The following is a 25,290-nucleotide window of genomic DNA, read 5'->3' on the forward strand; positions in this document are numbered from 1 at the left end:
GTTACAACCATTTTATCCTACCATGAAAGGAAATTGCCAATATCAGCATTCTCCTGATGCTCTAGAGGGAGACAGCAAGGAAGGAATGGATTTTTTTTAGAGAACTTATTAAATAGTCAATCATATCCAGAAGGTCATCCAGCTGGTCTTCTCCAACAAGCCTCCCGAAGGAAATGGAGGCATTTGTAAGAAATTCATGAGCTTCTGATTGGCTTCCGGTTACCTTTGAAGAGGTGGTTATTTCAATCAGCCGTTCTTCACCCCATATATCTGACAGCAGCGCCATCAACCCGCCGATTTCCTGCTGCTTGAGCTGATAGGGAAAAGAAATAAAGATACGGACAGAGCACCCTGCCTGACTTTCATTCAGTATCGGGTGCAAAAGCTCGGAGCCCAGATTTTCCAGGCTTGCCTCAATCATCATGCCGCCTTTTAGGGTTCGTATTTGCATGTGTTCTTTGAGTTCCATTTCAATCGAGAATTTCCTTGAAAGGTCGGCAAGGTTCATGATATCCTGCCTGCCTGTTACAGCTATTTCCCCTTCAAGATCTCTATCGTAAAAAGCTCCCTCAATAACTACCTTCATGTTTTCATATGCAGTTGGATCAAACAAAGTCTGGCTTCACCTCTTTCATGTTTATTTATCAAACTTCCATTATTGCCAGGTTTCTCTCTTCCCTGCTCATGGTTAAACTTCTTCAACTGAGTTTTTTCTAAAAAAGCCCTTTTGCCTGCCCGAATTCATCTACATCCATATTCAGGGCAGCGGGCCGCTTCGGCAAGCCAGGCATGGTCATAATCTTTCCCGTCAGCACAACGATGAAACCCGCTCCTATAGAAGGTTTGAGCTCGCGCACATTCAAAGTGAAATTTTCAGGGCGGCCGATTTTACCGGGATCGTCAGAGAGCGAGTATTGCGTTTTTGCGATGCAGACAGGCAGATTTCCCCAGCCCTCTGCCTCAAACTGCTGAAGCTGTTTCCTGGCTGATGAACTAAAATCAACATCTTTTGCTCCATAAACCTCTATGGCAACTGTCTTGATTTTTTCTTCAAGGGTTTGTGAAAGCTCGTATAAAGGCTTAAAGTTCCTGTCTTCGTTCATGATTTCCAGCAATTTTCCAGCAAGCTCAGCGCCGCCTTCCCCGCCTCTTTCCCAAACCTCTGTCAAAGAGAAGGGCATTTGATGATCACTGCACAGCTGTGAAAAAACTTTCAGTTCATTTTCAGTATCTGCTGTGAAACGATTCAAGGCCACCACAAATGGCAGGCCAAACGCCGAAATCGTTTCTGCGTGTTTGCGCAGATTTTCAAATCCGGCTGTTAATGCCGGCAGATTTTCCTCTGTCAAGCCATCTTTATCAAGTCCGCCATGAAGTTTTAATGCCCTGATTGTGCATACAATGACGACAGCTGAAGGCTTAATGCCTGCACTCCTGGCTTTGATATGCAGGAATTTTTCTGCGCCTAAATCTGCTCCGAATCCTGCCTCTGTCACTGTATAGTCCGCTAATTTCAGTGCCGCCTTTGTAGCGATAACACTATTGCAGCCATGGGCAATATTAGCAAAAGGACCGCCGTGAATGAGAGCTGGAGTATGTTCAATGGTTTGAACAAGATTCGGTTTTGCGGCATCCCTGAGGAGCAGGGAAAGAACGCCCTGTGCCTCCAGGTCTTTTACGGTAACTGGCCCGCCGGACAAATTATAGGCTACAACCATCCTTGAAAGTCTTTCTTTTAAATCTTTCAAGTCTTCTGCCAAACATAAAACAGCCATTATTTCAGATGCAACTGTAATATCAAAGCCATCTTCTCTTGGCACTCCATTCGCCGGCCCGCCTAAACCCACAACAATATTGCGCAGGACACGGTCATTCATATCCAGCGCTCTTTTCCATAATATTTTCCTGGAATCTATATTCAGGGAGTTTCCCTGCTGCAGGTGATTATCCACAATCGCTGCAAGAGCATTGTTGGCTGCTGTGATGGCGTGGATATCCCCTGTGAAATGAAGATTGATTTCATCCATGGGAAGCACCTGAGAATATCCCCCTCCAGTTGCTCCCCCTTTCAGTCCCATAACAGGCCCGAGAGACGGCTCTCTCATGGCAATCATCGTTTTCTTTCCGATTCTCTGGAGGGCATCAGCGAGGCCGACTGTAACGGTTGATTTGCCTTCCCCCGCCCTGGTAGGGTTGACAGATGTCACCAGGATAAGCTTTCCATTAGGATTTTTCTCAAGCTCCCCCAGTTTATCAAAAGATATTTTCGCTTTATATTTTCCGTACAGTTCTAAATCATCTTCACGTAAGCCAATTTTTTCGGCAATGATTTTTATTTCTTCCATTTGTGCTTCCAGGGCTATTTCTATGTCAGTTTTCACGGCTTTCGCTGAATTCAATCTAAATTCCTCCATTTTCTAATTATGTATAGGTTCAGCAGGATAAAAAAATTCAGCTGCAATTGTCTGCAGACGAATATAAAAGAACAAATTTTATATAATATTCGCATTTCCCTTTTCGTCTGTCAATTTTATTTGTCACCTAAAAAAAATATAAAACGTGTGATGTTCACCTCTTTTTTCTATATAATGAATCTATTATATTTTAACTATTCACACAAAAAGGAGGACATTATGCCAATAAAAATACCAGGACAGCTGCCGGCCAAAGAAATACTGGAAAGAGAAAATATCTTTGTAATGGACGAGGCACGTGCACAAACCCAGGATATCAGACCACTGAAAATCCTGATCTTAAATTTAATGCCGGAAAAAGAAAAAACAGAGGCCCAATTGCTGAGGTTTTTAGGCAATTCTCCTATACAGGTGCATATTTCATTTTTAAGGCTGGTTTCCCATGAAGCCAAAACCACAAACAAGCTTCATCTGGACCAATTCTACGAGCCTTTTTCAGAGGTTCAGGATAAGAAGTTTGATGGAATGATCATTACAGGCGCCCCTGTGGAAAAGCTGCCCTATACAGACGTGGACTATTGGGACGAATTAAATGACATCATGGAATGGACCAAAAGCCATGTGACCTCCACTTTGCATATTTGCTGGGGTGCGCAGGCAGCTTTGTATTATCATTATGGCATTGAGAAATATGAGCTTCAAAAAAAGTGCTTCGGAGTATATCCGCATAAAATACTAAAAGCTCATGAAAAACTTGTCAGGGGATTTGATGATATATTCCTTGCCCCGCATTCAAGGTACACCGATATTGATCTTGAAAAAATGAAAAAACATCCTGACTTGGATATCCTTGCACAATCAGACAAAGCAGGTGTGCTGCTTGCATCTTCAAAGGATGGGAAAAACATCATGGTTACCGGGCACCTCGAATATGATGCTCAAACTCTCGCAGATGAATATTACCGTGATCTAGAGAGAGGACAGAACACACAGATTCCCGAGAATTATTTCCCTGAGGATGATCCAAAGAGAGCTCCCCTGCACCGCTGGAAAAGCCATTGCAGCCTTTTATTCTCTAATTGGCTTAATTATTATGTTTACCAGGAAACTCCTTATGAATGGGATTAGCATAAAAAGGCTGCACCTGAATTCCAGTGCAGCCTCAATTGGCTGAGAAGCCTTGCCGCATATATGTATATAACACCCGCGCATCAGCTTTTATCGGTAGTGTATATTTCTTCAAACGGCTGGACGACCACAAATCCATTTCCCTCAAATTTCATCTGGATGGACTCTCCGCTGCCTCTTCCAAAAAATGTTTTAAGAGAAACATCTGTCACAAACTCCGGCTGCAGATGGCCAGACCAGGCTACTGTGGCATTGGGATCGGTATAAACCGGCTTCCCGGGTTCCACGGCCAAAGTCAGGGGCTCATGATGAGTGGTGAAAGCTACCATCCCTGTTCCTTCCATTTTGATATTGAAAAGGCCGCCAGAAAGAAGTCCAGCCACTCTGCGCATCAATTTAATATCCCAATTCAGCTGTTTCTCAAAAGCCAGCAAGTCATTTCCGTTAATTGAAATTGCTTCACCCCGCAATTGAAGGATTTTTATGGTTTTCCCCTGATCTGCCAGATATAGCTTGCCTTTTCCAGTCACTTTCATCAGGGAAGTCCCCTCACCGGACAATGCCTTTTTAAATACTTTTCCGATACCATGCTCAAGCAGGCCTTCTCTTTTGAATTTCATATCACCTAAATACGAAATCATAGAACCCATTTTCGCCCATACCTGATCTTCTAGGTTTATTTCCAGAATCCTTGGGGTTTCAAGCTCAAACAGCCCCTCTCCTTTATCTTCCTGTTTTGTTTCGCTGATGAATTGATCCATATTGTACTTATTCACTTTTTTCATCTCCACTGCATTTTTTTAAGATGAACAGCCACATAAATGAAACCGCCTGTTTCAGTTCTTTTGGCAGATGGGCTATTTTCTCAGTTTCTGCCCCCTTTTTTGTTACAGCCATTTCGTCCACAAGCTTCCACCCGTTTTCCTGGGATAGACGTTCAAATTCCCATGGCATCATGGAATTCATGATGGTCTTTTCTCCATATAGCCTCCGGTAGCTGTGAGCTTTCCTTGGGGCAGCTGCTGGGCCAAGAATTCCAATGCAGGCAAGAGCGTCCTTCTTTAAAATCCGATTCATTTCCTTTAAAGCCATAAGAGGTGATTCAGTCCATTCAATGGAGTTTATCGCCATCGCCGCATCGAACTGTTCATCATGAAATGGCATGGCTGCGAGATCTCCCTGAATAAATCCCGGGTTCTCAAGGCCTTGTGCAAGCTCCTTGGCAGCTGTAATCATGTCTTTGGAAAAATCCATTCCGGTAACCTTAAAACCCGCCTCAGCAAGCTTTAGTGAACCATATCCATCCCCGCAGCCAAGGTCACAGATTTCGGCACCTTTTGGAACATGCTTTGTGATGAGGGGAAGTATATCCTTCCTGCTCCCCTTCTCCCACATATTTCCCGAATTGCTTTTCCACTGATCTGAATATGAATTCCATAATTTTTCTGCTTCCCCATGCCAGCTATCCTGATTCACCCAACCCTCTCCTTCCGTCGATTTATGTTTATTTTAACAGGAAAAATCTTCTTTTTAACGAGTTTTCTGAACGATTTGCAGAATACTATACAGAAACATTATACAAGAAACTGATTTTTTAGTTTTTTATATATTTAAATCTCACCTAAAATAAAAAAAGCCGCTATCGCAGCTTTATTCTTCAGGTTCTTCATTTTGTTTTTGAATGGCTCTTAATTCATCCAGACGTATAGGAGATTCATCAAAGTACTGGACAAGATCGCTGATTCTGTCAATTGCATCCCAGCTGAGATGATGCTCGATTCCTTCAACATCTCTATAGATATTCTCTTCTTTCACTCCAAGCTGCCTTAGCATCTGCTCTAATAATTCATGGCGGAAAACCAGTCTTTTTCCAATTTTTTTGCCATTGGCGGTTAATACAAGACCACGGTATTTTTCATATACCAGGTACTTTTCCTGGTCCAGCTTTTGAACCATTTTAGTGACGGAGGAAGGGTGTACTGACAGGTTTTCTGCTATATCAGAAACCCGCGCGTAACCTTTTTCTTCGATTAGTATGTATATTTGCTCGATATAATCCTCCATGCTCGGTGTAGGCATCCTGTATCCTCCCATTCAACACATATCAATCAAATTTTACTATAAATACTTCAATGAAACAAGAAAGTGCTTTGGCCCAAATAGCAGCCAAAGCAAATTATGATTGTTTTGAAGGAAATTTGAAGGAAATCTTCTTTGCCCCTTCATCCCAGAATAAAAAGGCGTCAAAGGCTTTCTCTCCCTTTTTAAAGCCGCTTATCAATTCTGTTTCTCCTGTATCCAAAAGTTTTTTTAAGTTTGCTTTAGTTATCTTGATAGTTAGGATTTTTTTGGATAATGTGAAAGAACACTTGGTTTTGCTGTAATTTGAACAGCCATAAAATTCCCCTTTATCCACGACATTGCCGCCGCAGAGTTTGCATTTTCCGATGGAACCACTGCTTCTTTTTGTGGTTTTGCGCTGGATGGAATCAGTATCCAGACCGTTAAAATCCCATGATTTGGACAAATCCACTGCATCGGCAATAATTTTGGAGGAGAGTTTTTTTACAGCCTCCATAAAAACGGTTGGAGATGCTTTGCCTTCACCGATTTCGTGAAGGCGCTGTTCCCACTTGGCCGTCATTTCAGGAGAAGCAAGAATTTTATCTCCAATGGCAGTGATGAGGACTTTTCCTTTATCAGTGGCAAATACCTGATTTTTTTTCACATCAATATACTTGCGGTCTTTCAGCATGGTTATGATGCCTGCCCGGGTCGCTTCTGTCCCAAGGCCTTCAGTCTTCATCAGGACCTTCTCCAGTTCTTCATTGTCCAGATGCTTTCCTGCCGTTTTCATTAAAGTAATAAGCTGTCCCTCTGTATAGCGCTTAGGAGGCTGGGTTTTTCCTTCTTTCACCTTAATTTTGCTGACAGTTCCCTCTTCACCCTCACTGAGCAGCGGGAGCAGGATATCATCATCTTCCTTATCAAGGGCAAAGATGACCTTCCGCCATCCTTCCTGTATTTGCTGTTTTCCTTTTGAAATGAATTCAGCCCTTTTATCCACCATGGTTTTAACTGTTGTGTAATCAAATATAGCCTGATCATAATGGGCTGCAATCAGGCGCCTTATGATAAGGTCATAAATCTTCCTTTCATCCTCTGATAGTCTCTCGGGATTTGTTACTTGTTCAGTCGGGATTATGGCATAGTGATCGGTTACCTTTTTTTCATTCACAAAACGTTTATTATTTATAATAGAAGCATTGGGCACGGGAAAAAGAGATTCATAGGCTGGCAGGCTGCTCAGCTTTTGCAGAATGTCAGGAAAAGCCTCAGCTTCCCCCTTCGTTACATAGCTTGAATCTGAGCGGGGATAAGAGACGATCCCTTTCTGATACAGGCTTTGGACAACATCAAGAGTCTTTTTAGGAGAAAACTTATACAACTTGTTCACTGTTGCCTGAAGGGAAGAAAGATTAAAGAGCAATGGCGGCTGATATTCCTTTCTTTCTGTGTTCAGTTCAGCAATCTCGGCCGTTTTCCCTTTGCAGAATCCTGCAATTTTCTCTGCAAGCTCTTTCGTTTTTATTCTGGATTCATTATTTTGCTGCCATTTGCCTTCGTATTTTTTTCCATTCATGGAAAACCCGGCAATCACTTCCCAAAATGGCTCTGAAACAAATTCCTCGATTTCTTTTTCCCTTTTTACAATCAAGGCGAGCGTAGGTGTTTGGACACGGCCTGCTGAAAAGACGTCTGACATGCCCTGCTTTTTCAGCAAAATGCTGTAAATTCTTGATGCATTCATGCCTACTATCCAATCCGCGCAGGCTCTTGTATAGGCTTCATGGTACAAACTCCTTGTATCCTCTTCCAGAAGCAGGCTGCTGAAGCCTTCATAAATCGATTTGGGTGTGAGAGAAGATATCCATAAGCGCTTCATCGGTTTATTTACACCGCTTAAATTCACGACATTCCGGACAATCAGCTCTCCTTCCCGCCCCGCATCACCTGCATGGATAATTTCTTTCACTTCGGGTTTTCTGATTAGAGACTTAACTATATTAAATTGCTTGGCTTTTGATTTTGTCACTTCATATTGAAATCTTTCCGGAATGATAGGAAGTGTATCAAGGGACCATTTTTTCCACTCCGAATGATACTTTTCAGGAGCAGCAAGCTGGCACAAATGTCCCACTGCCCACGTTACAAGGGCACCTTCGCCAAAAAGGTCATTGGGCAGAATTTCAATATATCCTAAATGTTTTTTTGTTTTAAACTGTTTTGATAACGTCAAACCTTGATCAGGTTTTTCAGCGATTATTAATTTCATCCACATTCACCTGAGCTTTATAAAATAGTCGTTTCTGCTTGCCTTAAGCTGGCCGCCCTATCGATAGTGGTTACAACCGCGTGTTCTTGGTCTTTGTTCCGCTAAACAGGAGCTTCCGCTTTTTCTATTATTATACCTTTTTTTCATGAAAAAAGCCTGCACCTATTGGCAGGTGCAAGCTTTTTGTCACATATTAATAGCTGGTTTTTTTTATTTTTCATCCGTAATAACGAGTATTTTCCCGTTTTTCACATCGTCTTCATAAGACTTTGCTTCTTTTTCTTCGACTCCCATGTCCTGTAAAGTATCTGCCAATCCGCCTGATTTTGCAGCAAGTCCTGCTGCAGCTCCTCCAAGTGTGGCGAATATAGGACCCGCTGCAAGAAGTGGCCCAATGCCGGTCATTAAAAAGGTGTCCATTCCTACAAAAAATCCCGTTAAGCCGATGGCACCTCCAGCTGCGACTCCTGTCATCATCCCGTCCTTCCCTTTTGCAGAGACCTTTTCCGCTTCAGGTTCAAGTTCGTCTAACTTTTTCATATCTTTTGCAACGACTGATATTTCATCCTCTGTATATCCGGAATTTTTTAATTTTTCAATAGCAGCAATTGCCTGCTCTTCATTTTCATATGCCCCAATAATTTTTTTTACCATGACTTTCTCTCCTTTGATTGTGTAATCTACTATGTTATTACCCTGTTGGAGTTGGTATTAATCACTAAAAGCCATCCATTCTGCTGCTGTACAAAAAATAGACCCTTTTCTTCCAGAAAAGGGTCTTTGTGCTGTTTATTTTGCCAGAAATATTTTTACGCTTCAGTTTCAAGATTCATCGCAGGACCGAAAAATTCAAAATGAATTTTTTCTCCTAGAACGCCAATCTGTTTTAAATTAGAAATCATTGCGCGCAAGAAAGGAACCGGGCCGCAAATATAATAATCGGCTTCTTCTAAGAACGCATTTTCCTTTAGCCAGGCTGCATCAATATAACCCTGTTTGCTGAAGAATCTGTTTTGCTTATCTTCTTCAGAAGGATTTTCGTAAACGTAGGACAAGGAAACATGATCCATTGTTTCAGAAAGAGACTGTAACTCCTCTGTAAATGCTTGCAATTTACCGCTTCTTGATGCATGGACAAATGCAGTTTCACGGCCTGGGGCATTCTTGGCAATGCTGTTTATCATACTCATGAAAGGTGTGATTCCAACTCCGCCGCTTAAAAGTACAACTGGAGTCTGCTGATCATTTAAAGTAAAATCGCCTGCTGGAGCCGTTATTTCAATGGTATCGCCAATATTCCTGTTTTTATGCAATTCATTTGAAACCATTCCTTCAGGTGTGTTCGGCTCACTTTCTTTTTTTACAGAAATGCGGAAATACGGAAGCCCGGGTGCAGCAGATAAGCTATATTGACGGTTAAACTGATATTGTTCTCCCGGAATGGAGATTCTGATAGTAATATATTGTCCCGGCTTGAACACAGGCAATTGTGAGCCATCTGCAGGCTGCAGGTAAAATGATGTAATTACATCGCTTTCCTTCACTTTTTCGATGATTTTGAATTCCTTATACTCTTTCCATCCGCCAGGCTGCTCAGCGGCTTCTTTATACATATTATCTTCGATGTCAATGAATACCTGGGCAATGACGCCATATGCCTCACCCCATGCACCGATGATTTCATCAGTTGCTGCGTCTCCAAGCACTTCTTTAATAGCCCCAAGCAAATGCTCTCCTACAATCGGATAGTGCTCAGGTTTTATTGCTAAACTGCGGTGTTTTTGGGAAATCTGTTTAACTACAGGAATGATTGTATCTAATTTATCAATATATTTCGCAGCCGCTAGTACTGTATTTGCCAAAGCGGTTTGCTGGCGTCCTTGTTTCTGGTTTGTTCCATTAAAAATGTTTAAAAGCTCTGGGTGTGCCTCAAAAAGATTTTTATAAAACGCAGTCGTAATTGCTGTACCGTGAACTTCTAACACGGGAACAGTGGATTTGATGATGTCAATGGTTTTTTGGGTTAGCATATACAATCCCTCTTTTTTAATAAGTATTTAAAATACATGTTTATGATAGCTTTTAAATATTTGAAAAGCAATATTATAAATACATCTTTTTACCCTTTGAACATCAACGTTTAAAATTTGTTCATATTTATGCTATGATTATGATAATAGAGATTGTGAGGGAACATTATGCGCTTAACGAACTACTCGGATTACTCCATACGGGTATTAATATATTTAGCGACAAACCAGAACCATAAACTTGTAAATATCAAAGAAATAGCTGAGGTATACGGCATTTCAAAAAATCATTTAATGAAAATCATCTACAATCTTGGGAAGCTCGGTTATATAGAAACCATCCGGGGCAGAAATGGCGGCATCAGACTGGCAAAGTCACCTGCCGAGATCAATATCGGCGAGATCATCCGTAAAACAGAGGAAGACTTTTATTTAGTGGAATGTTTTCAAAACCATAGCGAAAATTGTGCCATAGCACCTGTCTGCTCCTTAAAATATGTGTTTAATAAGGCGCTTGAGTCCTTCCTGCAGGTGCTCGACGGATATAGCCTTGAAGATGTCACAGAAAACAGTCCGATGCTCCGCGATTACTTTGAAATGTACGGAGCGAATAGCCCAGGCCGTACTGATTTATCCACATAACCTGAATGGAGATCCTCAAGAAAAATCGCTTTTTTGAAATTCTTTTATTTTGACATAAACAAAAAAAGCCAGAAGCCGGGGTTTCCCGGATTCTGGCTTTTCTTTGGGCATTATTCACTCAGTACCTTTTCAATTTTAATTTCCCTCTCCCTATTCAGGTCAATGATGTCCTCGCCGGCCTTTACCAGGGAATGAATGGGATCATAAGGATTGATCATAATAATCTGGCCCTCGATCTTATTGCTTAGCATGACTTGCTTTCCTACAAGAGATTCCATGATTTTATTCAAAAATACAAGGAGGATGGACGGGTCGAACTTGCCGAACGCATCCTCATTCATCTGCCTGATAACATTATAAAAAGGAATGGCTTCATGATATACACGGTCAGAAGACATCGCATGAAACACATCAGCCACCGCAACGATCTTGGCGAAATAATTTGTATTTTCTCCTTTTAGCCGGAATGGATACCCTTCCCCGTTTTCCCGTTCATGGTGCGATAAAGCTGTAAGAGGTATCGATGGCGGGAGGCCTGGAACCTTTTTAAGCAGCTCATAGCCGTAGACGGTATGAAGCTTTACTTCTTCGTATTCCTTTTCCGAAAGTTTGCCTGGTTTATGAAGGATATGGCTTTTAATCTTGGTTTTACCGATATCATGCAGGGTAGAAGCAAGCGTAAGTTCTGTCAGTGCTTCTCCTGTTAATCCCAGCCATTTTCCGATATAGGTTGAAATGATGCCTACACAAATATTATGCCTGTAAGTGTATTCATCCTTCTCCAGCATCTCCTTGAAAAGGTAATAAATATGCGGAATTTCTGCTGCCTTCGTGATGGTAGGAATGATGGCATGGTTTATTTCCTGCAGAGGAACAGTTTGGGTACGCTGTACATAATGAAAAATTTCACTGATTTGCTTTGAAGCTGATTCAATTTCCATTGATATTTCTGCAATTTTCTCTTTCACATTTCTGTTATCCATTTTTGTATCTAATAATGGATAATAACTGTACTCTTTATTTTTCTTAAGCTGCAGAATCATTGTATCAATATCCGGTATAGTAAGAGGCGGATTCATTCGGTTAAATTCGGATGCCATCTTCATTCCCAACCCTTTTCCATATAATTCTCTTTTTTACAATAATAACAAATTTTATTATTTATTGTAAGGAAAATTATAGGAAGCTGTAACGATTAAAGATTATTTTTCAGCCTGCTTCCTGCCTTTTGAAGTTGTTCTCCTACCGTGCATTGTGAAATGCAGAATTTATGGGCATAGCCCCTGCCTCTTTCTTTTCTGAACTGTTTATATACAAAACAATCCTTGCAGTAAGAAACAAGGATTTCATCCACATCGTCAAACACTTTTTTTCTATCCATACCGCTTCTCCTTTTTATTTTTTTGCTCTGTTTTGCCTGCTGATTTTAAAGCGCTCTTGTTCGCAATTCATGCCTTCCCCTCTGCTTCCATGGTACATTCAGCTTATGCCTTAACAGGGCCTTATTATAAAGCGAGCCTGGAACTAATGCTCTCTCCTTTAAGTGCAAGAGCTGCAAGTTTATCAGCCTCATGATTTTCTTTTCTTGGAATATGTTCATACTCTGGCTTAATGCCGAGCTTGTTTAATTTATCTTCAATTCTGTCAAACCACTTGCCTATAACGTCATCAAAGCAAGGCCATTCTCCTTTAAGCTGATTGATTACTACCTGGGAGTCTCCTTTTATGGTGCACTTCTGATGGTGCACCCCGAGCTCCTCAAGCATGTTAACGGCTTCCATCAGCGCTGCCGATTCGGCTTCATTGTTCGATTGCAGTTCATGAAAAAGACGGTTTGAACGCAGCCTCATTTCTTTTTTTCCTTGTGTATAATATATCACCACACCGATTCCGGATAACCCATTTTCTTTTTGAAATCCTCCATCAAAATAGACCGTGGCATCCTGCGGCTCTGCTGCTGTTTCTTCAAGAAGCTTTGTAAGCTCTTTCCTGGTCCAGACCGTCCCGATTTCATCCTGGAACTCGATATGCTTCAGCCTGCCGGCTTTTTCAAGATCCATCGCGATTATTAAAGCCTGCTTTGCATCCACCCAGTCTGAAGTAAATGAGGTGGAGGGCTTTTTTGCCGCACCGTAAGTCCATTGCATAATGACCTTCATGATTTTTCATCTCCATTTCCCTTTACGGATGAAATGCCCGTTTTGGAATGTGATTCCTCTAAAGGCGGATTTATAAACTTTTTATATTTTATCCCCATTTTGCAGATTAAAGTCTATAATTTACATGTGGATCTGCAATCCTCTTAGGGAGCTGTTTTTAATGGCATGTAAGTTTACCGCAAACTGGCAAAAAGCAGCTAAAGGATGCTCCACTTTATTTTCTCATAGTTATATGGATTCTTTCCAACAATATAATCACAAAAGAAGGCTTAATAGAGGATTAAGGAAGGAGAAAAGCATGATAGAAGTATACATAGACGGAGCAAGCGCTGGCAACCCGGGCCCAAGCGGTGCCGGAATCTTTATAAACAATAATGGAACAATTGAAAGGCATTCCATCCCGCTTGGCGAAATGGAAAATCACGAGGCAGAATACCATGCACTCATAGAGGGGTTAAAAATCTGCTGTTCAAAAGGATTCCGCACTGTTTCGTTCCGGACTGATTCGCAACTGATAAACAGCGCGATGGAAAAGGAATTTGCAAAAAACAAACGATATGCACCACTGCTGGAGGAAGCTTTGAAATTGTCCAGGGAGCTGGATTTATTTTTTATAAAATGGATACCAAGCATAGAAAATAAATCTGCTGATGAACTGGCAAGAAGAGCCATCCGCCTTAATCCGAGGGATAGGAAAAATGAATAAAAATACGCTTGCAGATATGGTTTTATTATTTGTTGTACTTGTTTGGGGCGCCACTTTTGTTATGGTCCGGAACGCCATTTCTTTTCTGGATCCTTTCACTTTTAACAGCATCCGTTTTTTTGCGGCATTTATCATCCTCCTAATAAGCTATCTTGCGCTGTATAGAAAACGGCCTGCGGTCTGGACGAAATCATTATTCTTCTCAGGCAGCAAAATAGGCATCTGGCTTTTTTTAGGTTACGCATTTCAAACATATGGCCTGCTTTATACAACACCCTCAAAAGCAGGGTTTCTTACAGGGCTTAGCGTTATCATGGTGCCGGTCTTTTCTCTTTTGCTGCTAAAGCAAAGGCTCTCCAGAAAAACAGTTATTGGTGCTGTTTCAGCTGCAGCAGGTCTATATTTTATGACTGCATCAGGACAATCATCCTTTAATGCTGGGGATTTCCTGGTTGTTCTCTGTGCAGTAAGCTTTGCCATGCAAATCATTGCCACAGCCAAGTTTGCCAGACTTCATCCGGCGCTTCCGCTTACAATCATACAAGTATTAACAACGGCTTTTCTGTCAGCTCTATCCAGCCTGGTGTTTAGAGGGTCATCACATGCTTTAAATCCCTCTATTTTCTTAAAAACAGAGGTATGGACGGCATTGATGGTTTGCGCGATACTTGCCACTGCTTTTGCTTTTTTTGCACAGACATATTTCCAGGCCTATACATCGCCAACCCGTGTGGCACTTATCTTTGCCATGGAGCCAGTTTTTGCCGCAGCCACATCACTCATTGTGACAGGAGAGAAATTAACCGTCATTTCCCTTCTTGGCTGCATCCTTATCCTGCTAGGAATGGTCGTCGCAGAACTCCCCGCCAAAACACCAGCCTCAAAAGCGGTATAAAAAGCGATAGTGCCTAGTCAGCTTGCGAAGCAAATAGGGTTTTGGCCTGGAAGGCGTCGTTTGCCTTCTAAGGACAAAACATCTTTTGCACAGCAAGCTAGGCGCTGGAGCTGGATTGATAAAAAGCGGTAGTGCCTGGTCAGCTTGCGAAGCAACTATGAATCTCTAGTCGTACCAAAATATACTAGATAGCATGGATCATTGACCCTGCTTAGTTTACCGCTGTTAATGAAGTGCTTGAAGATGTTGTCAAATAATGGCGTGATGGACGGCAAAAACACTGTAAAAAGTATGAAGATATAAAAAACGGAGAACTTATTCTAAATGGATAGAATAAATTCTCCGTTTGTCATGCCTGCCAATAAATTCTTCAGATCTTTAGTTGTCTTCACGGGGCATATGGATTTTTTCAGGCCAGCAGGCCGCACTTTCTCGCATAACTTTCGGCAGCTGCACGACTATGTATATTCTGCTGCTTCAGATTCTCAAGGAGTGATATATAAAAACTTCCATCAAATGTTTTTTGGGCTTTCAGGGTTACTTCAATCGCTGCATTCACCAGAAAATCTTCTGCATTGGTATACCGCTTGCCGAAGTAAATAAAGCCGATTGCATCCTCGCCAAATGCAAAACCTTTAGCTTCGAGAAATTTCACATATTCTTCAACTGACTTTTCCACAGGCTCATCCTCTCTGCGACTTTCCATTTTCATCCTACATATTACCCTATTTCCTTTGATTTGACTATCCGTAATTCGACATAAGCTGCAAGGGTTATGGAAATCATATTGCTGGGAGGTGTAATGATGAGCAAACACAGTAATCGCGGTGCTAAAGCATTCAGCGGTGTCAGCCCGCAAGGAAATAATATTGAAGATGGCAGGGATAACAGCCCTAAGTCAAAGCTAGAACAGGCACAAAAAAAAATAAATAAAAAATAGCCAATCATTTTTGCAATGACCAGCCTTTTCATTAAACTAATTTTAATTCTTTTTTTTAGTTTGGTGTTGATTGAGGCGGGAGATGAGATTCCTTTGGGATGAGCAGTACAAGAACATTCCTGGCTCAACAAAGTGGACTCCGGGCCTTCCGCAGAAAATAAGCGAATAAAAAAAACTGCAATCATTGGCAGGATTAAAATAAAACCGTTCCTGAATAGGTGGTTACCCCAAAAAGTTAGAGTGAAAATCTAACTTTCGGGGGTCGGTACCTTAGGGAACGGTTTTATTAAAGCAGGCGGTGCAGTCCTTTAAATTCATGATTCTGGGCCATATATTTTACTTTTTCCCTGTCATATTGAAAGGCAGCTTCTTCCAATGAACATGAAACGGGGACATCGCATTTGATTTCTGCAAGCTGTCTTGAAAGATGAAGCATATCAACCGCACTTTCAATCTTGGCTTTCTGTGTTTTAGTAAGCGAATCCAGGTTTTCTAGTATTCCTTCAATGCTTCCAAATTGGATAAGCAGTTTTAATGCCGTTTTTTCGCCAATGCCCTTCACACCCGGATAATTATCGGCTGTATCACCCATTAGCGCCTTTAAGTCAATCATCTGGCTTGGAGTAATTCCCTTCCATTCATAAAAGGTATCAGGATTATGCACTTCATAATTGCCAAACCCCTTCTTTAAAAGAATGACAGAGATATTATTTTCAATCAGCTGAAGCATGTCCTGATCTCCTGTGAGAATGGACACGGAAGAAGCTGTACTGGATGCTTTGGCAATGGTTCCTATGCAATCATCCGCTTCAAAACCTGACAGCCCAATATTAGGAATATCAAAAGCTTCCACAGCTTCCTTAACGAGGTCAAACTGCGGGACCATTTCAATAGGGGCGCTTGAGCGATTGGCTTTATATCCTTCAAAGAGCTCATTGCGGAACGTGGCACTGCCCATGTCCCAGCAAACAGCCATATGAGTGGGAGAGAAGTAGTTAACTGCTGTAAGCATATGCTTCAAAAAACCCTGAACCGCATTTGTCGGCATGCCCTTTGAATTAATCATAAACTGTCCTGTAGCTGCAGTTGCATAAAATGCTCTAAATAAAAGAGCCATCCCGTCTACCAGCAAAAAGGATGGCATCTGTTTCACGCTGTTTGTATCCAAAAAAATCACCTCTAAAATTAAATACTATATCATGATTATACCATATTTCATGTATGTATTTAAGCGGTACTCAGTGCCAATCCACTTATTCGCTTCCGCATTCAACTGGATTATCTTCATAAGATATCCAATCGCTGTAACTGCCGGTATATATCTTCACATTTTCAAAGCCTGCTTCCTTTAAAGCAATGAAATTGGCTGCAGCAGTAACACCTGATCCGCAGTACACAATAATTTGCTTTTTGGGATCATAGCTCCGGAACCTGTTTTTCTGTTTATCGGGCTCAAGGTATTTCCCGTCTTCAAGGGAGTGTGTCCAGACTTCGTTCAATGCTCCTGGTATCCTTCCAGCTTTTTTATCAATCGGCTCTTCTTTTCCTAAAAAACGCCTTTCTTCACGGGAATCCAGCAATATAACATCCTCTCTTGCCTTCCCTGCTATTTCTTTTACTTCTTCATAGCTTGCAGCGATTTCATGGTTTAAATGAATACGATAGACAGATTTACCGTAAACAGGAATTTTTGTTTCTGCAGGCTGCCCTTTTGCTCTCCATTCCCGGTAGCCTCCGTTTAATAGATATACTTCCTTGTGCCCTATATATAAAAGGATATGAACGAAACGGGCTGCATACTGGCCATCTCCAGAATCATAAGCAATGATAGGAGTGCTATTGCTTATTCCGTACTCTTCAAGCTTACCCTTGACTGCCATTGGATCAGGAAGGGGATGCCTTCCTCCATGTTTTTGCACTCCACCAGACAAATCCCGCTCAAGATCGAAGTATACAGCTCCCGGTATATGATCTTTGTTATACTCCCCTCTTCCAAAAGCAGGGTCGCCAAGCTTAAACCGGCAGTCGGCAAATCTTGCATGTTTTTGCTCCATTAATTTAATTGCATCTGCTATTTTGATTACATATCCCAGCTTAATCTCCTCCTAAATATTCTTGTACCTAGCAATTTTCCACATCAGCATGATCATTTCCTGCTGTTATTGTACCTTCTGGAAATTCACCTGATGAAACAAGGCAGATTATCAGCAGTTTCACCTTTTTTCGAAATGGTTCTTTTTTATCAGGCATTTTGCTTCAAAGGATATTGCCTTTATTTTAAGCTCTTTTCTTAAAGATTGTTGTTTATCAATCCTTTGAGAGATTCCGGCAATACCGAAGCAGAGGTTCTATTTTCTTATAAAAGCTAAGTTTATCCCTGGTTTTTTATGGCTAAATAATTTACAGAAAGGGGTGAAAATATGACCAATTCAACTACTTTAGAGATTCAGTGTTCAGAATGCAAAACTTGGTTTCCTTCACCTGAACCGATGGATGTTATGGAAGGAAATAGAGTAAGATGCCCTGAATGCCAAGAAATGATCAATGGTGATCACAATATAAGAAAAACGGATTAAAAAAGAAATTAATTTGGCCTTTCAGACCCAAGGCCAGTGAAACATATTAAAACGGTCTGCAGCGCCTTTCCGTTGTACAAAAAACGGAAAAGCGCTTTTTTTCACTCAGATTATCGAGCTTAAACGTTTCTTTGTGTTTTCTCAGGTTGTTTTAATTGTTCAAAATGTATGTAGTGTTTGCCCCTTCTTTTCAGTCATACATTTATATATCAAAACTGAAGGGACTTTGTAAGCTGTTTCCCTGTTATCCTCCAGGGTCCTCTTTACCAGCTTCTTTTAAAGTTATCTTTCATTATGGCTGTAAAAAAATGGCTGCAGTTTCAGCAGCCATCAAAAAAGTGAAGATTAATCGTTAACTAATGCTAAAATCAAATAACTGTCTTTTCTGTGTACCTTGATTTTTTGTACAGTAATCAAGAAAGCATACTCTGAATATTTTCAATCTTAGATTCGTATTGAGTGATATCTACTTTTTCCTCCAAAGCAGCAAGCAAGCCAGTAAATATTTCCTTTAGTTCTTTTTGGCACTCCACATAAAGTGCTTCAAGTTCAAGATTCAGAGTCCCTGAAAACTCAGTGAAAATCCTTTCAGATTGTTCTTTTGCATATGCCTCAGAAGGTGCATCCAATGCCTTCATGAGCGCATCATTCATCTTCACTTTTTCATTTTTTTCAAAAAAGGACTTTGTATTTTTAAAGAGGGCAAGCTCTTTTTTAAAATGCTGCACATCCAGATCCAAAAAGGCAGGCAAGAATTCAGCTGTTGCCTGTTTTGCTGGCTCATATGCCTGAAGCTGCAAACCGGGACGTATTTTCTCAAGCTGCTGCTCCAGTGACATTTGCCTTTCTTTCACCAGCTTCACCATGTAATTTTCAGTCCGCAATGCCGTTGCACGCATTTCCTGGGCCAGATCAAATCCCAGATCTTTAAGCAGCCCCTTTAAGGCATTTTTTAAAACCAGCTTATGATCCTGGCCATCATCTTTAATGACTGCAGGATTAAAGGACTCCTTGAAGAAACTGCTGAATCTTAAGAATACGCGCTGTCTGCTGTAAAATACAAGCTCTTCAATTTCCTTTCTCAGCTTTTCAATCTCTGTCACTCCCTGATTTGCCAAGAATAAACGGTCTATTGCTTTCCATTGGCCAGCAAGTGCATCAGCGGCAGCTTTTTTAGCTTTGTGGTCCTGCTTCGAGGCTTTGACTACTTCCTGAAGAAGAACAACAGCTCTGTTCAAGGCATTTTTTGCTGATTCGATGGCGAGGCCTGACAGCTCATTTTCGATAAAATCATTAAATAGCGCCTGAAAATGATTGATCCCGCTGTCTGGAAGAAACGCATGAGAAAATGGTTCTTTTCCCAGTTTTTCTTTCAGGGCGCCTTTGCTCGAAACAGGCATAAGCTTTGGAAACCGGATGCCAAATCCGTTCAGCTCACCGCGTACATATTCCAGAACATCCTCGAGTTCTTCCTTTTCTGCAGCAAGATCTGCGGCGTTAACAAGAAAAAACATCTTATCCATGGCAAACGATTCTTTCACGCGGCCCAGCTGTATAAGAAATTCCCTGTCAGCTTTGGAAAATGGATGATTATAATAGGTGATGAATAAAATCGCATCAGAGTTTTTAATATATTCGAAAGCGGCTCCTGTGTGCCTGGCATTGATAGAATCAGCTCCAGGGGTATCAACAAGGACGATCCCCTGCTTCGTCAGCCCGCAGTCATAGTAAAGTTCTATCATGTCAACAAGGCAGGACTTTTCCTCCCTTGCAGCAAACTCCCTGAATCCTGCAAGATCTACTGAAAGAAGCTGTCCCAGCATTTCCCTATTTTCCTGATAGCCTTCACAAAAAGCCTTTAGGAAAGACAGCTGGGTTTTTCCCGTTTCCGCCTGATCGGCATCTCTCACAATTTCTTTAGAAGAATGATAGGCTTCCTCGAGTGTTTTAGGATAATGGTTAAAAACAGCTAATGCTAGCTTCACATCCTCCAAAAGCATGACAGGAGTTTTAAGCCGGACAGAGGCCGTTCCATGCTTATGCTCATGATCAGAAGCCATGATTTTGCTGATGGCTGCGGTTGTCGGATTAGGCGACACAGGCAAAATGCTTTCACCCATCAAGGCATTGGCAAATGATGACTTGCCTGCACTGAAAGCGCCGAACAGCGCCACTGTAAACGTTTGGGCCTCCATACGTGATGCTTTTTCATTTAGCTCCCTATATAGCGATTGAAAGCCCTTTAAGGATTGGATGGACTGTGCTGCAGCTTTCAGTTTCTTTGACATGCTTTCCAGTTTTTCCTTGCCGCTCATGCCCGCTGCTGGATGCACTGGCTGCTGGAGTTTGCTCCTCTTCCGCTCTGCCGGCGGCGCTGTTATCACGTTCTGCTTTATTTCACTGCTCCCGCCATTATTCACTTTAATAGACTCTTTCTCTTTTCTCAGCCATTCCTCCACGAGCAGCTCCGGGCTGCCGAAAATACCTGGTTCCGATTTGCCATCAAGTATACCTGTCAGCATGTCTTCCTGCTCTGCTAACTTGGCGCTGATACTCGAGGCACTTTGAATGGCTTTCTCAAAATCTCTGTGATTTTCCAGTTCAGCTTCAATTTCCCAGATCCTGCCGGCAGTTCTTTCTTCAGTAACCTCCAGCAGCTTTTCCATAAATTGGTCTGCAACGTGTTTAGCTTCTTTTTTTATGGCAGCTGCCACCCCGCTTGTATAATTCAGTACATATTCCCCGGTAATGTTCACCTGTGATTTGGTCAAGGAAGCAAGCATATCCTCCGTAACGTCAATATGGATTTTTTGTGCGGCCTCTTCAAGTTCCCCATTATGAATATGATTTTCCCTTAGTGTTTTGGAGGCAAGCTCCTTCAAGTGCCATTCCAGCTGGGTTTTGGTTTTCTCTTTTAAATCGGACAGAAAACTCTGAAGCCTAAGTTCTCTTTCTGCCTCCGTTTTTTTCCTGGAAAACAAAAGCCCCATTTTGAAGTCAGGCATGGATGATTCCAGGTATTTCTCCGCAAGCTCTCTCGTTCCGGACGGCATGATATATGCATTGTCCAGCAGGGTATCCAGGCTGTCTGAAAAGGATTTCTCCAGTTTGTCCTTTCCAGTGTGTAATTCTTCCATTTCACTGTAAAGAACCGAAAGGCGGTTTAGGAGATTTCCCTTTGCTCCTTCATCCAGTTCATCGAGCTTTGCAAGGCTTTCTGACTGTTCAGCCTCGAGCTTTTCTTTAAGCCATGTATGGTGATGTGAAATCAGCCTTTTGGCAGCCTGCATATTAGCAGGTGCTCCTCCAGAGTTTTTCTTGGCCTGTTCAAATAAGAATGTCTGCATCTTCCCGATTTCATTTTCCGGGTTTTCCAAATCTCTGACTGAAGTAAAGAAAATACCATCAGGATATACGTTCCAATTTGCAAATGCCTCGATAACAGAGCTTTTAAAGCTGCTGAAGCTTAACTCCTTTTCATCATGTTTATCGATTTGGTTAACGATCAGATAAACAGGCTTTCCGCCATCAATTAATTCTTTGGTGAACAGGAAATTCACTTCTGATTGGACATGATTATAATCCATCACATAAAAAACCATATCAGCAAGATGCAGGGCAGATTCTGTCGAAACCCTATGGGCATCATCGGTCGAATCAATTCCCGGTGTATCCATGAAGGCACAGGTTTCCGGAAGAGGGAACCTTGGGGAACTGATGGTAATGGATTCAATGATGTCTCCATTTTTCGCGTAATTTTTTATCGTTTTAATGTCATATGGAGCGGGAAAAAGGACCGGCTCTTCATTTTTAAAGCGGACAAGCGCAAAATCCTCCCCTTTTTGGACTTTAACTGTATTGGCACTTGTAGGTATGGGACTGGAAGGCAGAATCTGATCCTTCAGGAGATAATTTATCATCGTTGATTTTCCGGCAGAAAAGTGGCCGCAAAAGGCAATCGTAAATTCCCCTCTATACATCTTAATCAAAAGCTGCTTCATTTTTTCAGCCTGTGAAAAGTCGCCCGCCTCTTCAAACATCTTATATAGTGCAGACAAAACCGGCAATGGAGCATTAATCTTCGTCGATATTTCGGTCATGACATATTCCCCTTAATTGAATATCTTTATTTATCTTTATTTTTACTAACATTGTAAACGATTTTACACGTCTTTCCTATATTATAATTGCATGTTGCTTAAAACGTTTGTTTAACGCTTACAAATGCAGTCACGCAAGATTCAGCTTGCGTGCCTATCGTGGATAATAAAAAAACAGCCAGGCGCTATCACCTGGCTGCTGCTGCAGCAAACCGTTCATTTTCATTGCTGTTTTTTTCAATTATATTATCCTGGTGCCGAATATTTTTGAGCACATATTTCATAACCATGCTATATGTAATGACAGTCAATAGAAGGAAAAACCAGATCATTCATAATCACCATCCCTTTTAAGATACACTGTGCGTTTAAATGAGAATAATTTTCATCTTCAATTAAAGTGTAACACGGGAGTATATCAATTTCAAGAAGTTTCAGGGTAATTGTTTTCTCTCCGATTTTATCCTTGTTTAACAGTAGGGGCCAGTGTCTTGTATCGGTTTCAGCTATTTGGGCTTTTAAATACAGCTTCATATTCTGTTAATGACTTTAATGCCTTTTCCTCCAGCGGAATCCGCACCCTCATCATAAAATAATTCAGTACAGTAAATACAATGGCTGTTAAATAAGCATTAAACAAGAGAGAAATCACGATGATTTCCGCCGCTACAATTACATAATTTGGATGTTTCATCCATTTGTACGGCCCTTTGGCAACTACCCTGGCATTCGGAAGCACAATGATTTTAGTGTTCCAGAATTTCCCGAGGGAAGACAGAGCCCAAATCCTTCCTGCCTGGGCTGCGAAAAATAGGCCGAGCCATAATGGCCACAAATCCGATACACCTCTATTTAAAAAAACGTTTTCCAGTATAAGAGCAGCAAAAAAACCTATGTGCATGGCAACCATCCAGGGATAGTGGGAAGCACCAAATTCAACTCCTCCGCGGCTTTTCATCCATTGCTCATTGCGTTTGGCAATAAATAGTTCCGTCAGCCTCTGCACTCCGACAACAATGATAAAAATAAGAAAAACCATCATTGCCACCTCATAAGCAGAAGTTCAGATGAAAACCCAGGCCCAAGTGCTGCTGCCAATGCATTCTCTCCTTTTGGAATCTGTTTTTCCATAAACCTTTCTAATACATAAAGAATCGTGGCAGAAGACATATTTCCAAACTTCTTTAAAATATCCATTGAGGTTTCAGTCATTTCTTCTGTAAAATCCAATGACTCTTTATAGGCTGAAATGACTTTTTTACCGCCCGGATGGGCAATGAAATGGCTGATATCGTGCAATTCTGTTTTTGATCCGGATAAAAATTCCTCGACATTTGGCTTTAGCCAGTTTTTGATAATGGAAGGAATATCCCTTGAAAAAACTACATGAAGACCCTCATTTTTCATTTCCCAGCCCATCACATCTAAGGATCGCGGCATTAAAGTCGATTGTGTGCCAAGGATCTCAGGGACAGCTGGAAGCAGGGAAACCTCCCTGCCGCCTGATTCGTCTCCACATACCAAAGCACATGCGGTTCCATCTGCAAATAGGGAGGTGCCGATCAAATTACTTTTGGAAATATCATTTTTTTGAAAAGTCAGGCTGCAGAGCTCCACTGTCAGCACCAATGCCTTTGCTTCAGGAAAAGCCTTGCAGTACTCAAATGCCCGGGATAGGCCTGATGCCCCTCCAGCGCAGCCCAATCCCCAGATGGGTATTCTTTTTGTGTGAGGAGAAAAAGGAAGCTGATTCATAATGATAGCGTCTACCGATGGTGTTGAAATGCCAGTGCTGGATATAAAGAAAAAGGCATCAATTTCTTCTATATTAATCCCTTCACTTAAAAACAATGGATTATCCAGGCATTTTTGAATGGCTTGAGCCCCGTATTCAGCAGCAAGTTCAATATATTTCTCGTTCTTTTCCTGAAAGGTATGATCACTATTGAACCAATCTAAATCACATGCAAAATAACGGTTTTCTATTTCTCCATTTTTGAATGCCTTCAGCAATCGCTCAATATCTTTAAATGCTGATCCAAAGATGCTGCGCGAAAAGTCCATGACGGTATCCTGTGCAATGCTGTTTGGAAGATTACTGTGTGCGCTTGAGAGAATATATGGCATAATTCCACACCTTTATGCATTATTTTAAAGCTTCCATTATGATGGCCGTTTTCGTGCCTCTTCAAACATTTCTTTCCAAAGCTGTTTTCGTAAACTTTGGACCTATGGAACAAGGCGGCAGATTTCCGCTCCAGGATGCTCGCTCCATTCAACCCGATTAAACATCGGTATCGCCTCACAGAACTCATTAAAAATAACAATCTTTAAGAAAGGCTGTTTTCGTAAAGTTTGTTGCTAAGGAACAAGGGGTTGATTTCCGCTCCAGGATGCTCGCTTTCCGTGGGGCGGATGGTGAGCCTCCTCAGCTGCGCTTGCGGGGTCTCACCTTCCCGCTAATCCCACAGGAGTCTCGCACCTTACACTCCAATCAACCCGGTTTAACAACAGGATCGCTTCACAGAACATATTAAAAAACAACAATCTTTAAGAAAAGAGCCATTCACAAAAATGCTGAAGTTACAGAAAAAACAAGACTTTCAAGCCAAAACCTAAGAGTGTTATCCATATTTTTGTTTTTCTTCCAAAATATTTTGGTTTTCCGGGACCAAACCCTCTATTTTTTGCTATTATTATTTATATATATAAATGGGGGAATTTCGATGGCAGTTACAGCACATGCAGCAAGCGTATTAAATGGGACAATTTCAGCAGTAAAATCAGTGATTCCTGCAGGGATTTCATTTGGGGATCCATTTTTATTGAGACAGCCGCTCGAGCAAGCTTCCTTAAGTGTTCTAATAGGAATGACCGGTGATGTACGAGGCAGGCTTATTATTGAAGCCAATGAGGAAATCATGAGTAAAATTGCTGAGCTGATGTTCGGCATGCCTCTTCAGGGTGAAATGCTTGAATCATTTTCTGCAGAGCTGGGCAACATGATTGCGGGCAATTTAGCAACACATACAGCAGCCAACAGCATGGAAATGGATATTACTCCTCCGACAGTCCTTGTCGGGACCACAAAAATGTATGGATTTGAAAAGGCAATTGTTCTCCCTGTCAATATTGAACATACAGGTAGCCTTGACATTGTGCTGATTATTGAAACAGAAGAAGCAGCCTGAACCATCCGCGGCAAGAATGCCTTACACTCCATAATCCGTTCACAAAGTGGTTGATATCCGCTCCAGGAGTCTCGCACCTTATGCTCCAATCAACCTGTTTTAATATTGAAATCGCCTTACAGAACTCATTTAAAATACTAACGTTAAAGAGCCTATATAAAAAAGAAGCTGCA

24 protein-coding genes are annotated in these 25,290 nt (G+C 41.5%); 6 read left to right on the forward strand and 18 right to left on the reverse strand.

Going from position 1 to position 25,290, the window contains the following annotated elements; all coding sequences use genetic code 11:
- Nucleotides 1–61: 61 nt before the first annotated feature.
- Entirely contained in the window at nt 62–613 is a 552-nt protein-coding gene (locus ACN6MY_RS16310) for a hypothetical protein (protein ID WP_419881139.1), read from the reverse strand.
- A 100-nt stretch (nt 614–713) separates the two neighbouring features.
- Nucleotides 714–2,345: a formate--tetrahydrofolate ligase gene (locus tag ACN6MY_RS16315; protein ID WP_419884187.1), complete on the reverse strand. Its 1,632-nt coding sequence runs from the start codon at nt 2,343–2,345 to the stop codon at nt 714–716.
- Between the two features lie 288 nt (nt 2,346–2,633).
- Between ACN6MY_RS16315 and metA the strand changes: the two genes are divergently transcribed.
- Complete coding sequence (gene metA, locus ACN6MY_RS16320; protein ID WP_419881140.1) at nt 2,634–3,542, forward strand: homoserine O-acetyltransferase MetA; 909 nt, start codon at nt 2,634–2,636, stop codon at nt 3,540–3,542.
- 83 nt (nt 3,543–3,625) lie between these two features.
- On the opposite strand, the gene ACN6MY_RS16325 is transcribed toward metA, so the two are convergent.
- From ACN6MY_RS16325 to hmpA, 6 genes are all read right to left on the reverse strand, one after another.
- The gene (locus ACN6MY_RS16325; RefSeq protein ID WP_419884188.1) at nt 3,626–4,303 is read right to left on the reverse strand and encodes an AIM24 family protein; all 678 of its coding nucleotides are present in this window, start codon (nt 4,301–4,303) and stop codon (nt 3,626–3,628) included.
- A 7-nt stretch (nt 4,304–4,310) separates the two neighbouring features.
- Complete coding sequence (locus tag ACN6MY_RS16330; RefSeq protein ID WP_419881141.1) at nt 4,311–5,018, reverse strand: class I SAM-dependent methyltransferase; 708 nt, start codon at nt 5,016–5,018, stop codon at nt 4,311–4,313.
- Between the two features lie 174 nt (nt 5,019–5,192).
- The gene (mntR, locus tag ACN6MY_RS16335; RefSeq protein ID WP_071353408.1) at nt 5,193–5,621 is read right to left on the reverse strand and encodes a transcriptional regulator MntR; all 429 of its coding nucleotides are present in this window, start codon (nt 5,619–5,621) and stop codon (nt 5,193–5,195) included.
- Nucleotides 5,622–5,718: 97 nt separating this feature from the next.
- A complete protein-coding gene (locus ACN6MY_RS16340) occupies nt 5,719–7,878 on the reverse strand; it encodes a DNA topoisomerase III (RefSeq protein ID WP_419881142.1) in 2,160 nt (719 codons plus the stop codon).
- A gap of 210 nt (nt 7,879–8,088) precedes the next feature.
- The gene (locus ACN6MY_RS16345; protein ID WP_419881143.1) at nt 8,089–8,532 is read right to left on the reverse strand and encodes a general stress protein; all 444 of its coding nucleotides are present in this window, start codon (nt 8,530–8,532) and stop codon (nt 8,089–8,091) included.
- A 155-nt stretch (nt 8,533–8,687) separates the two neighbouring features.
- Nucleotides 8,688–9,908: an NO-inducible flavohemoprotein gene (gene hmpA / locus ACN6MY_RS16350; RefSeq protein WP_419881144.1), complete on the reverse strand. Its 1,221-nt coding sequence runs from the start codon at nt 9,906–9,908 to the stop codon at nt 8,688–8,690.
- Nucleotides 9,909–10,076: 168 nt separating this feature from the next.
- Between hmpA and ACN6MY_RS16355 the strand changes: the two genes are divergently transcribed.
- Nucleotides 10,077–10,550 (forward strand): Rrf2 family transcriptional regulator, encoded by a 474-nt coding sequence (locus ACN6MY_RS16355; protein ID WP_419881145.1) that lies wholly within the window; start codon nt 10,077–10,079, stop codon nt 10,548–10,550.
- Nucleotides 10,551–10,660: 110 nt separating this feature from the next.
- On the opposite strand, the gene ACN6MY_RS16360 is transcribed toward ACN6MY_RS16355, so the two are convergent.
- From ACN6MY_RS16360 to ACN6MY_RS16370, 3 genes are all read right to left on the reverse strand, one after another.
- Nucleotides 10,661–11,650, reverse strand: coding sequence for an HD-GYP domain-containing protein (locus tag ACN6MY_RS16360; protein WP_419881146.1), 990 nt, complete (start codon nt 11,648–11,650; stop codon nt 10,661–10,663).
- Nucleotides 11,651–11,745: 95 nt separating this feature from the next.
- Nucleotides 11,746–11,931 (reverse strand): zinc-finger domain-containing protein, encoded by a 186-nt coding sequence (locus ACN6MY_RS16365; RefSeq protein ID WP_071353401.1) that lies wholly within the window; start codon nt 11,929–11,931, stop codon nt 11,746–11,748.
- A gap of 124 nt (nt 11,932–12,055) precedes the next feature.
- Nucleotides 12,056–12,709, reverse strand: coding sequence for a reverse transcriptase-like protein (locus ACN6MY_RS16370; RefSeq protein WP_419881147.1), 654 nt, complete (start codon nt 12,707–12,709; stop codon nt 12,056–12,058).
- Between the two features lie 298 nt (nt 12,710–13,007).
- Between ACN6MY_RS16370 and ACN6MY_RS16375 the strand changes: the two genes are divergently transcribed.
- Both ACN6MY_RS16375 and ACN6MY_RS16380 read left to right on the forward strand, forming a co-directional pair.
- Nucleotides 13,008–13,415 carry a reverse transcriptase-like protein gene (locus ACN6MY_RS16375; protein WP_419881148.1) on the forward strand — a complete coding sequence of 136 codons (408 nt, stop codon included), beginning with the start codon at nt 13,008–13,010 and terminating at the stop codon, nt 13,413–13,415.
- Nucleotides 13,408–14,310, forward strand: a complete 903-nt coding sequence (locus tag ACN6MY_RS16380) for a DMT family transporter (RefSeq protein ID WP_419881149.1) — start codon at nt 13,408–13,410, stop codon at nt 14,308–14,310. The genes ACN6MY_RS16375 and ACN6MY_RS16380 overlap by 8 nt, the downstream gene beginning before the upstream one ends.
- 409 nt (nt 14,311–14,719) lie before the next feature.
- Here ACN6MY_RS16380 and ACN6MY_RS16385 read toward each other — a convergent pair whose 3' ends face one another.
- Nucleotides 14,720–15,016 (reverse strand): DUF6123 family protein, encoded by a 297-nt coding sequence (locus tag ACN6MY_RS16385; RefSeq protein ID WP_419884189.1) that lies wholly within the window; start codon nt 15,014–15,016, stop codon nt 14,720–14,722.
- A 96-nt stretch (nt 15,017–15,112) separates the two neighbouring features.
- Here ACN6MY_RS16385 and ACN6MY_RS16390 point away from each other — a divergent pair, with 96 nt between their 5' ends.
- Nucleotides 15,113–15,250, forward strand: a complete 138-nt coding sequence (locus tag ACN6MY_RS16390; protein WP_419881150.1) for a small, acid-soluble spore protein L — start codon at nt 15,113–15,115, stop codon at nt 15,248–15,250.
- A 286-nt stretch (nt 15,251–15,536) separates the two neighbouring features.
- On the opposite strand, the gene ACN6MY_RS16395 is transcribed toward ACN6MY_RS16390, so the two are convergent.
- From ACN6MY_RS16395 to ACN6MY_RS16420, 6 genes are all read right to left on the reverse strand, one after another.
- On the reverse strand, nt 15,537–16,394 hold the full coding sequence (locus ACN6MY_RS16395; protein ID WP_419884190.1) for a 5'-3' exonuclease: 858 nt from the start codon (nt 16,392–16,394) through the stop codon (nt 15,537–15,539).
- Nucleotides 16,395–16,503: 109 nt separating this feature from the next.
- Nucleotides 16,504–17,304 carry a sulfurtransferase gene (locus ACN6MY_RS16400; protein ID WP_419881151.1) on the reverse strand — a complete coding sequence of 267 codons (801 nt, stop codon included), beginning with the start codon at nt 17,302–17,304 and terminating at the stop codon, nt 16,504–16,506.
- Nucleotides 17,305–18,239: 935 nt separating this feature from the next.
- On the reverse strand, nt 18,240–21,926 hold the full coding sequence (locus tag ACN6MY_RS16405; RefSeq protein WP_419881152.1) for a dynamin family protein: 3,687 nt from the start codon (nt 21,924–21,926) through the stop codon (nt 18,240–18,242).
- 188 nt (nt 21,927–22,114) lie between these two features.
- Nucleotides 22,115–22,258, reverse strand: a complete 144-nt coding sequence (locus tag ACN6MY_RS16410; protein WP_419881153.1) for a hypothetical protein — start codon at nt 22,256–22,258, stop codon at nt 22,115–22,117.
- A gap of 170 nt (nt 22,259–22,428) precedes the next feature.
- A complete protein-coding gene (locus ACN6MY_RS16415; RefSeq protein WP_419884191.1) occupies nt 22,429–22,965 on the reverse strand; it encodes an isoprenylcysteine carboxyl methyltransferase family protein in 537 nt (178 codons plus the stop codon).
- Nucleotides 22,965–24,053: a type III polyketide synthase gene (locus ACN6MY_RS16420; RefSeq protein WP_419881154.1), complete on the reverse strand. Its 1,089-nt coding sequence runs from the start codon at nt 24,051–24,053 to the stop codon at nt 22,965–22,967. Before ACN6MY_RS16420 ends, ACN6MY_RS16415 begins: the two co-directional genes overlap by 1 nt.
- 599 nt (nt 24,054–24,652) lie before the next feature.
- On the opposite strand from ACN6MY_RS16420, the gene ACN6MY_RS16425 reads away from it, so the two are divergent.
- A complete protein-coding gene (locus ACN6MY_RS16425) occupies nt 24,653–25,117 on the forward strand; it encodes a chemotaxis protein CheX (RefSeq protein WP_419881155.1) in 465 nt (154 codons plus the stop codon).
- The last annotated feature ends 173 nt before the right edge of the window (nt 25,118–25,290 follow it).

The sequence above is a fragment of the Peribacillus sp. B-H-3 genome (assembly GCF_048572925.1).
Classification (GTDB): Bacteria; Bacillota; Bacilli; order Bacillales; family DSM-1321; genus Peribacillus.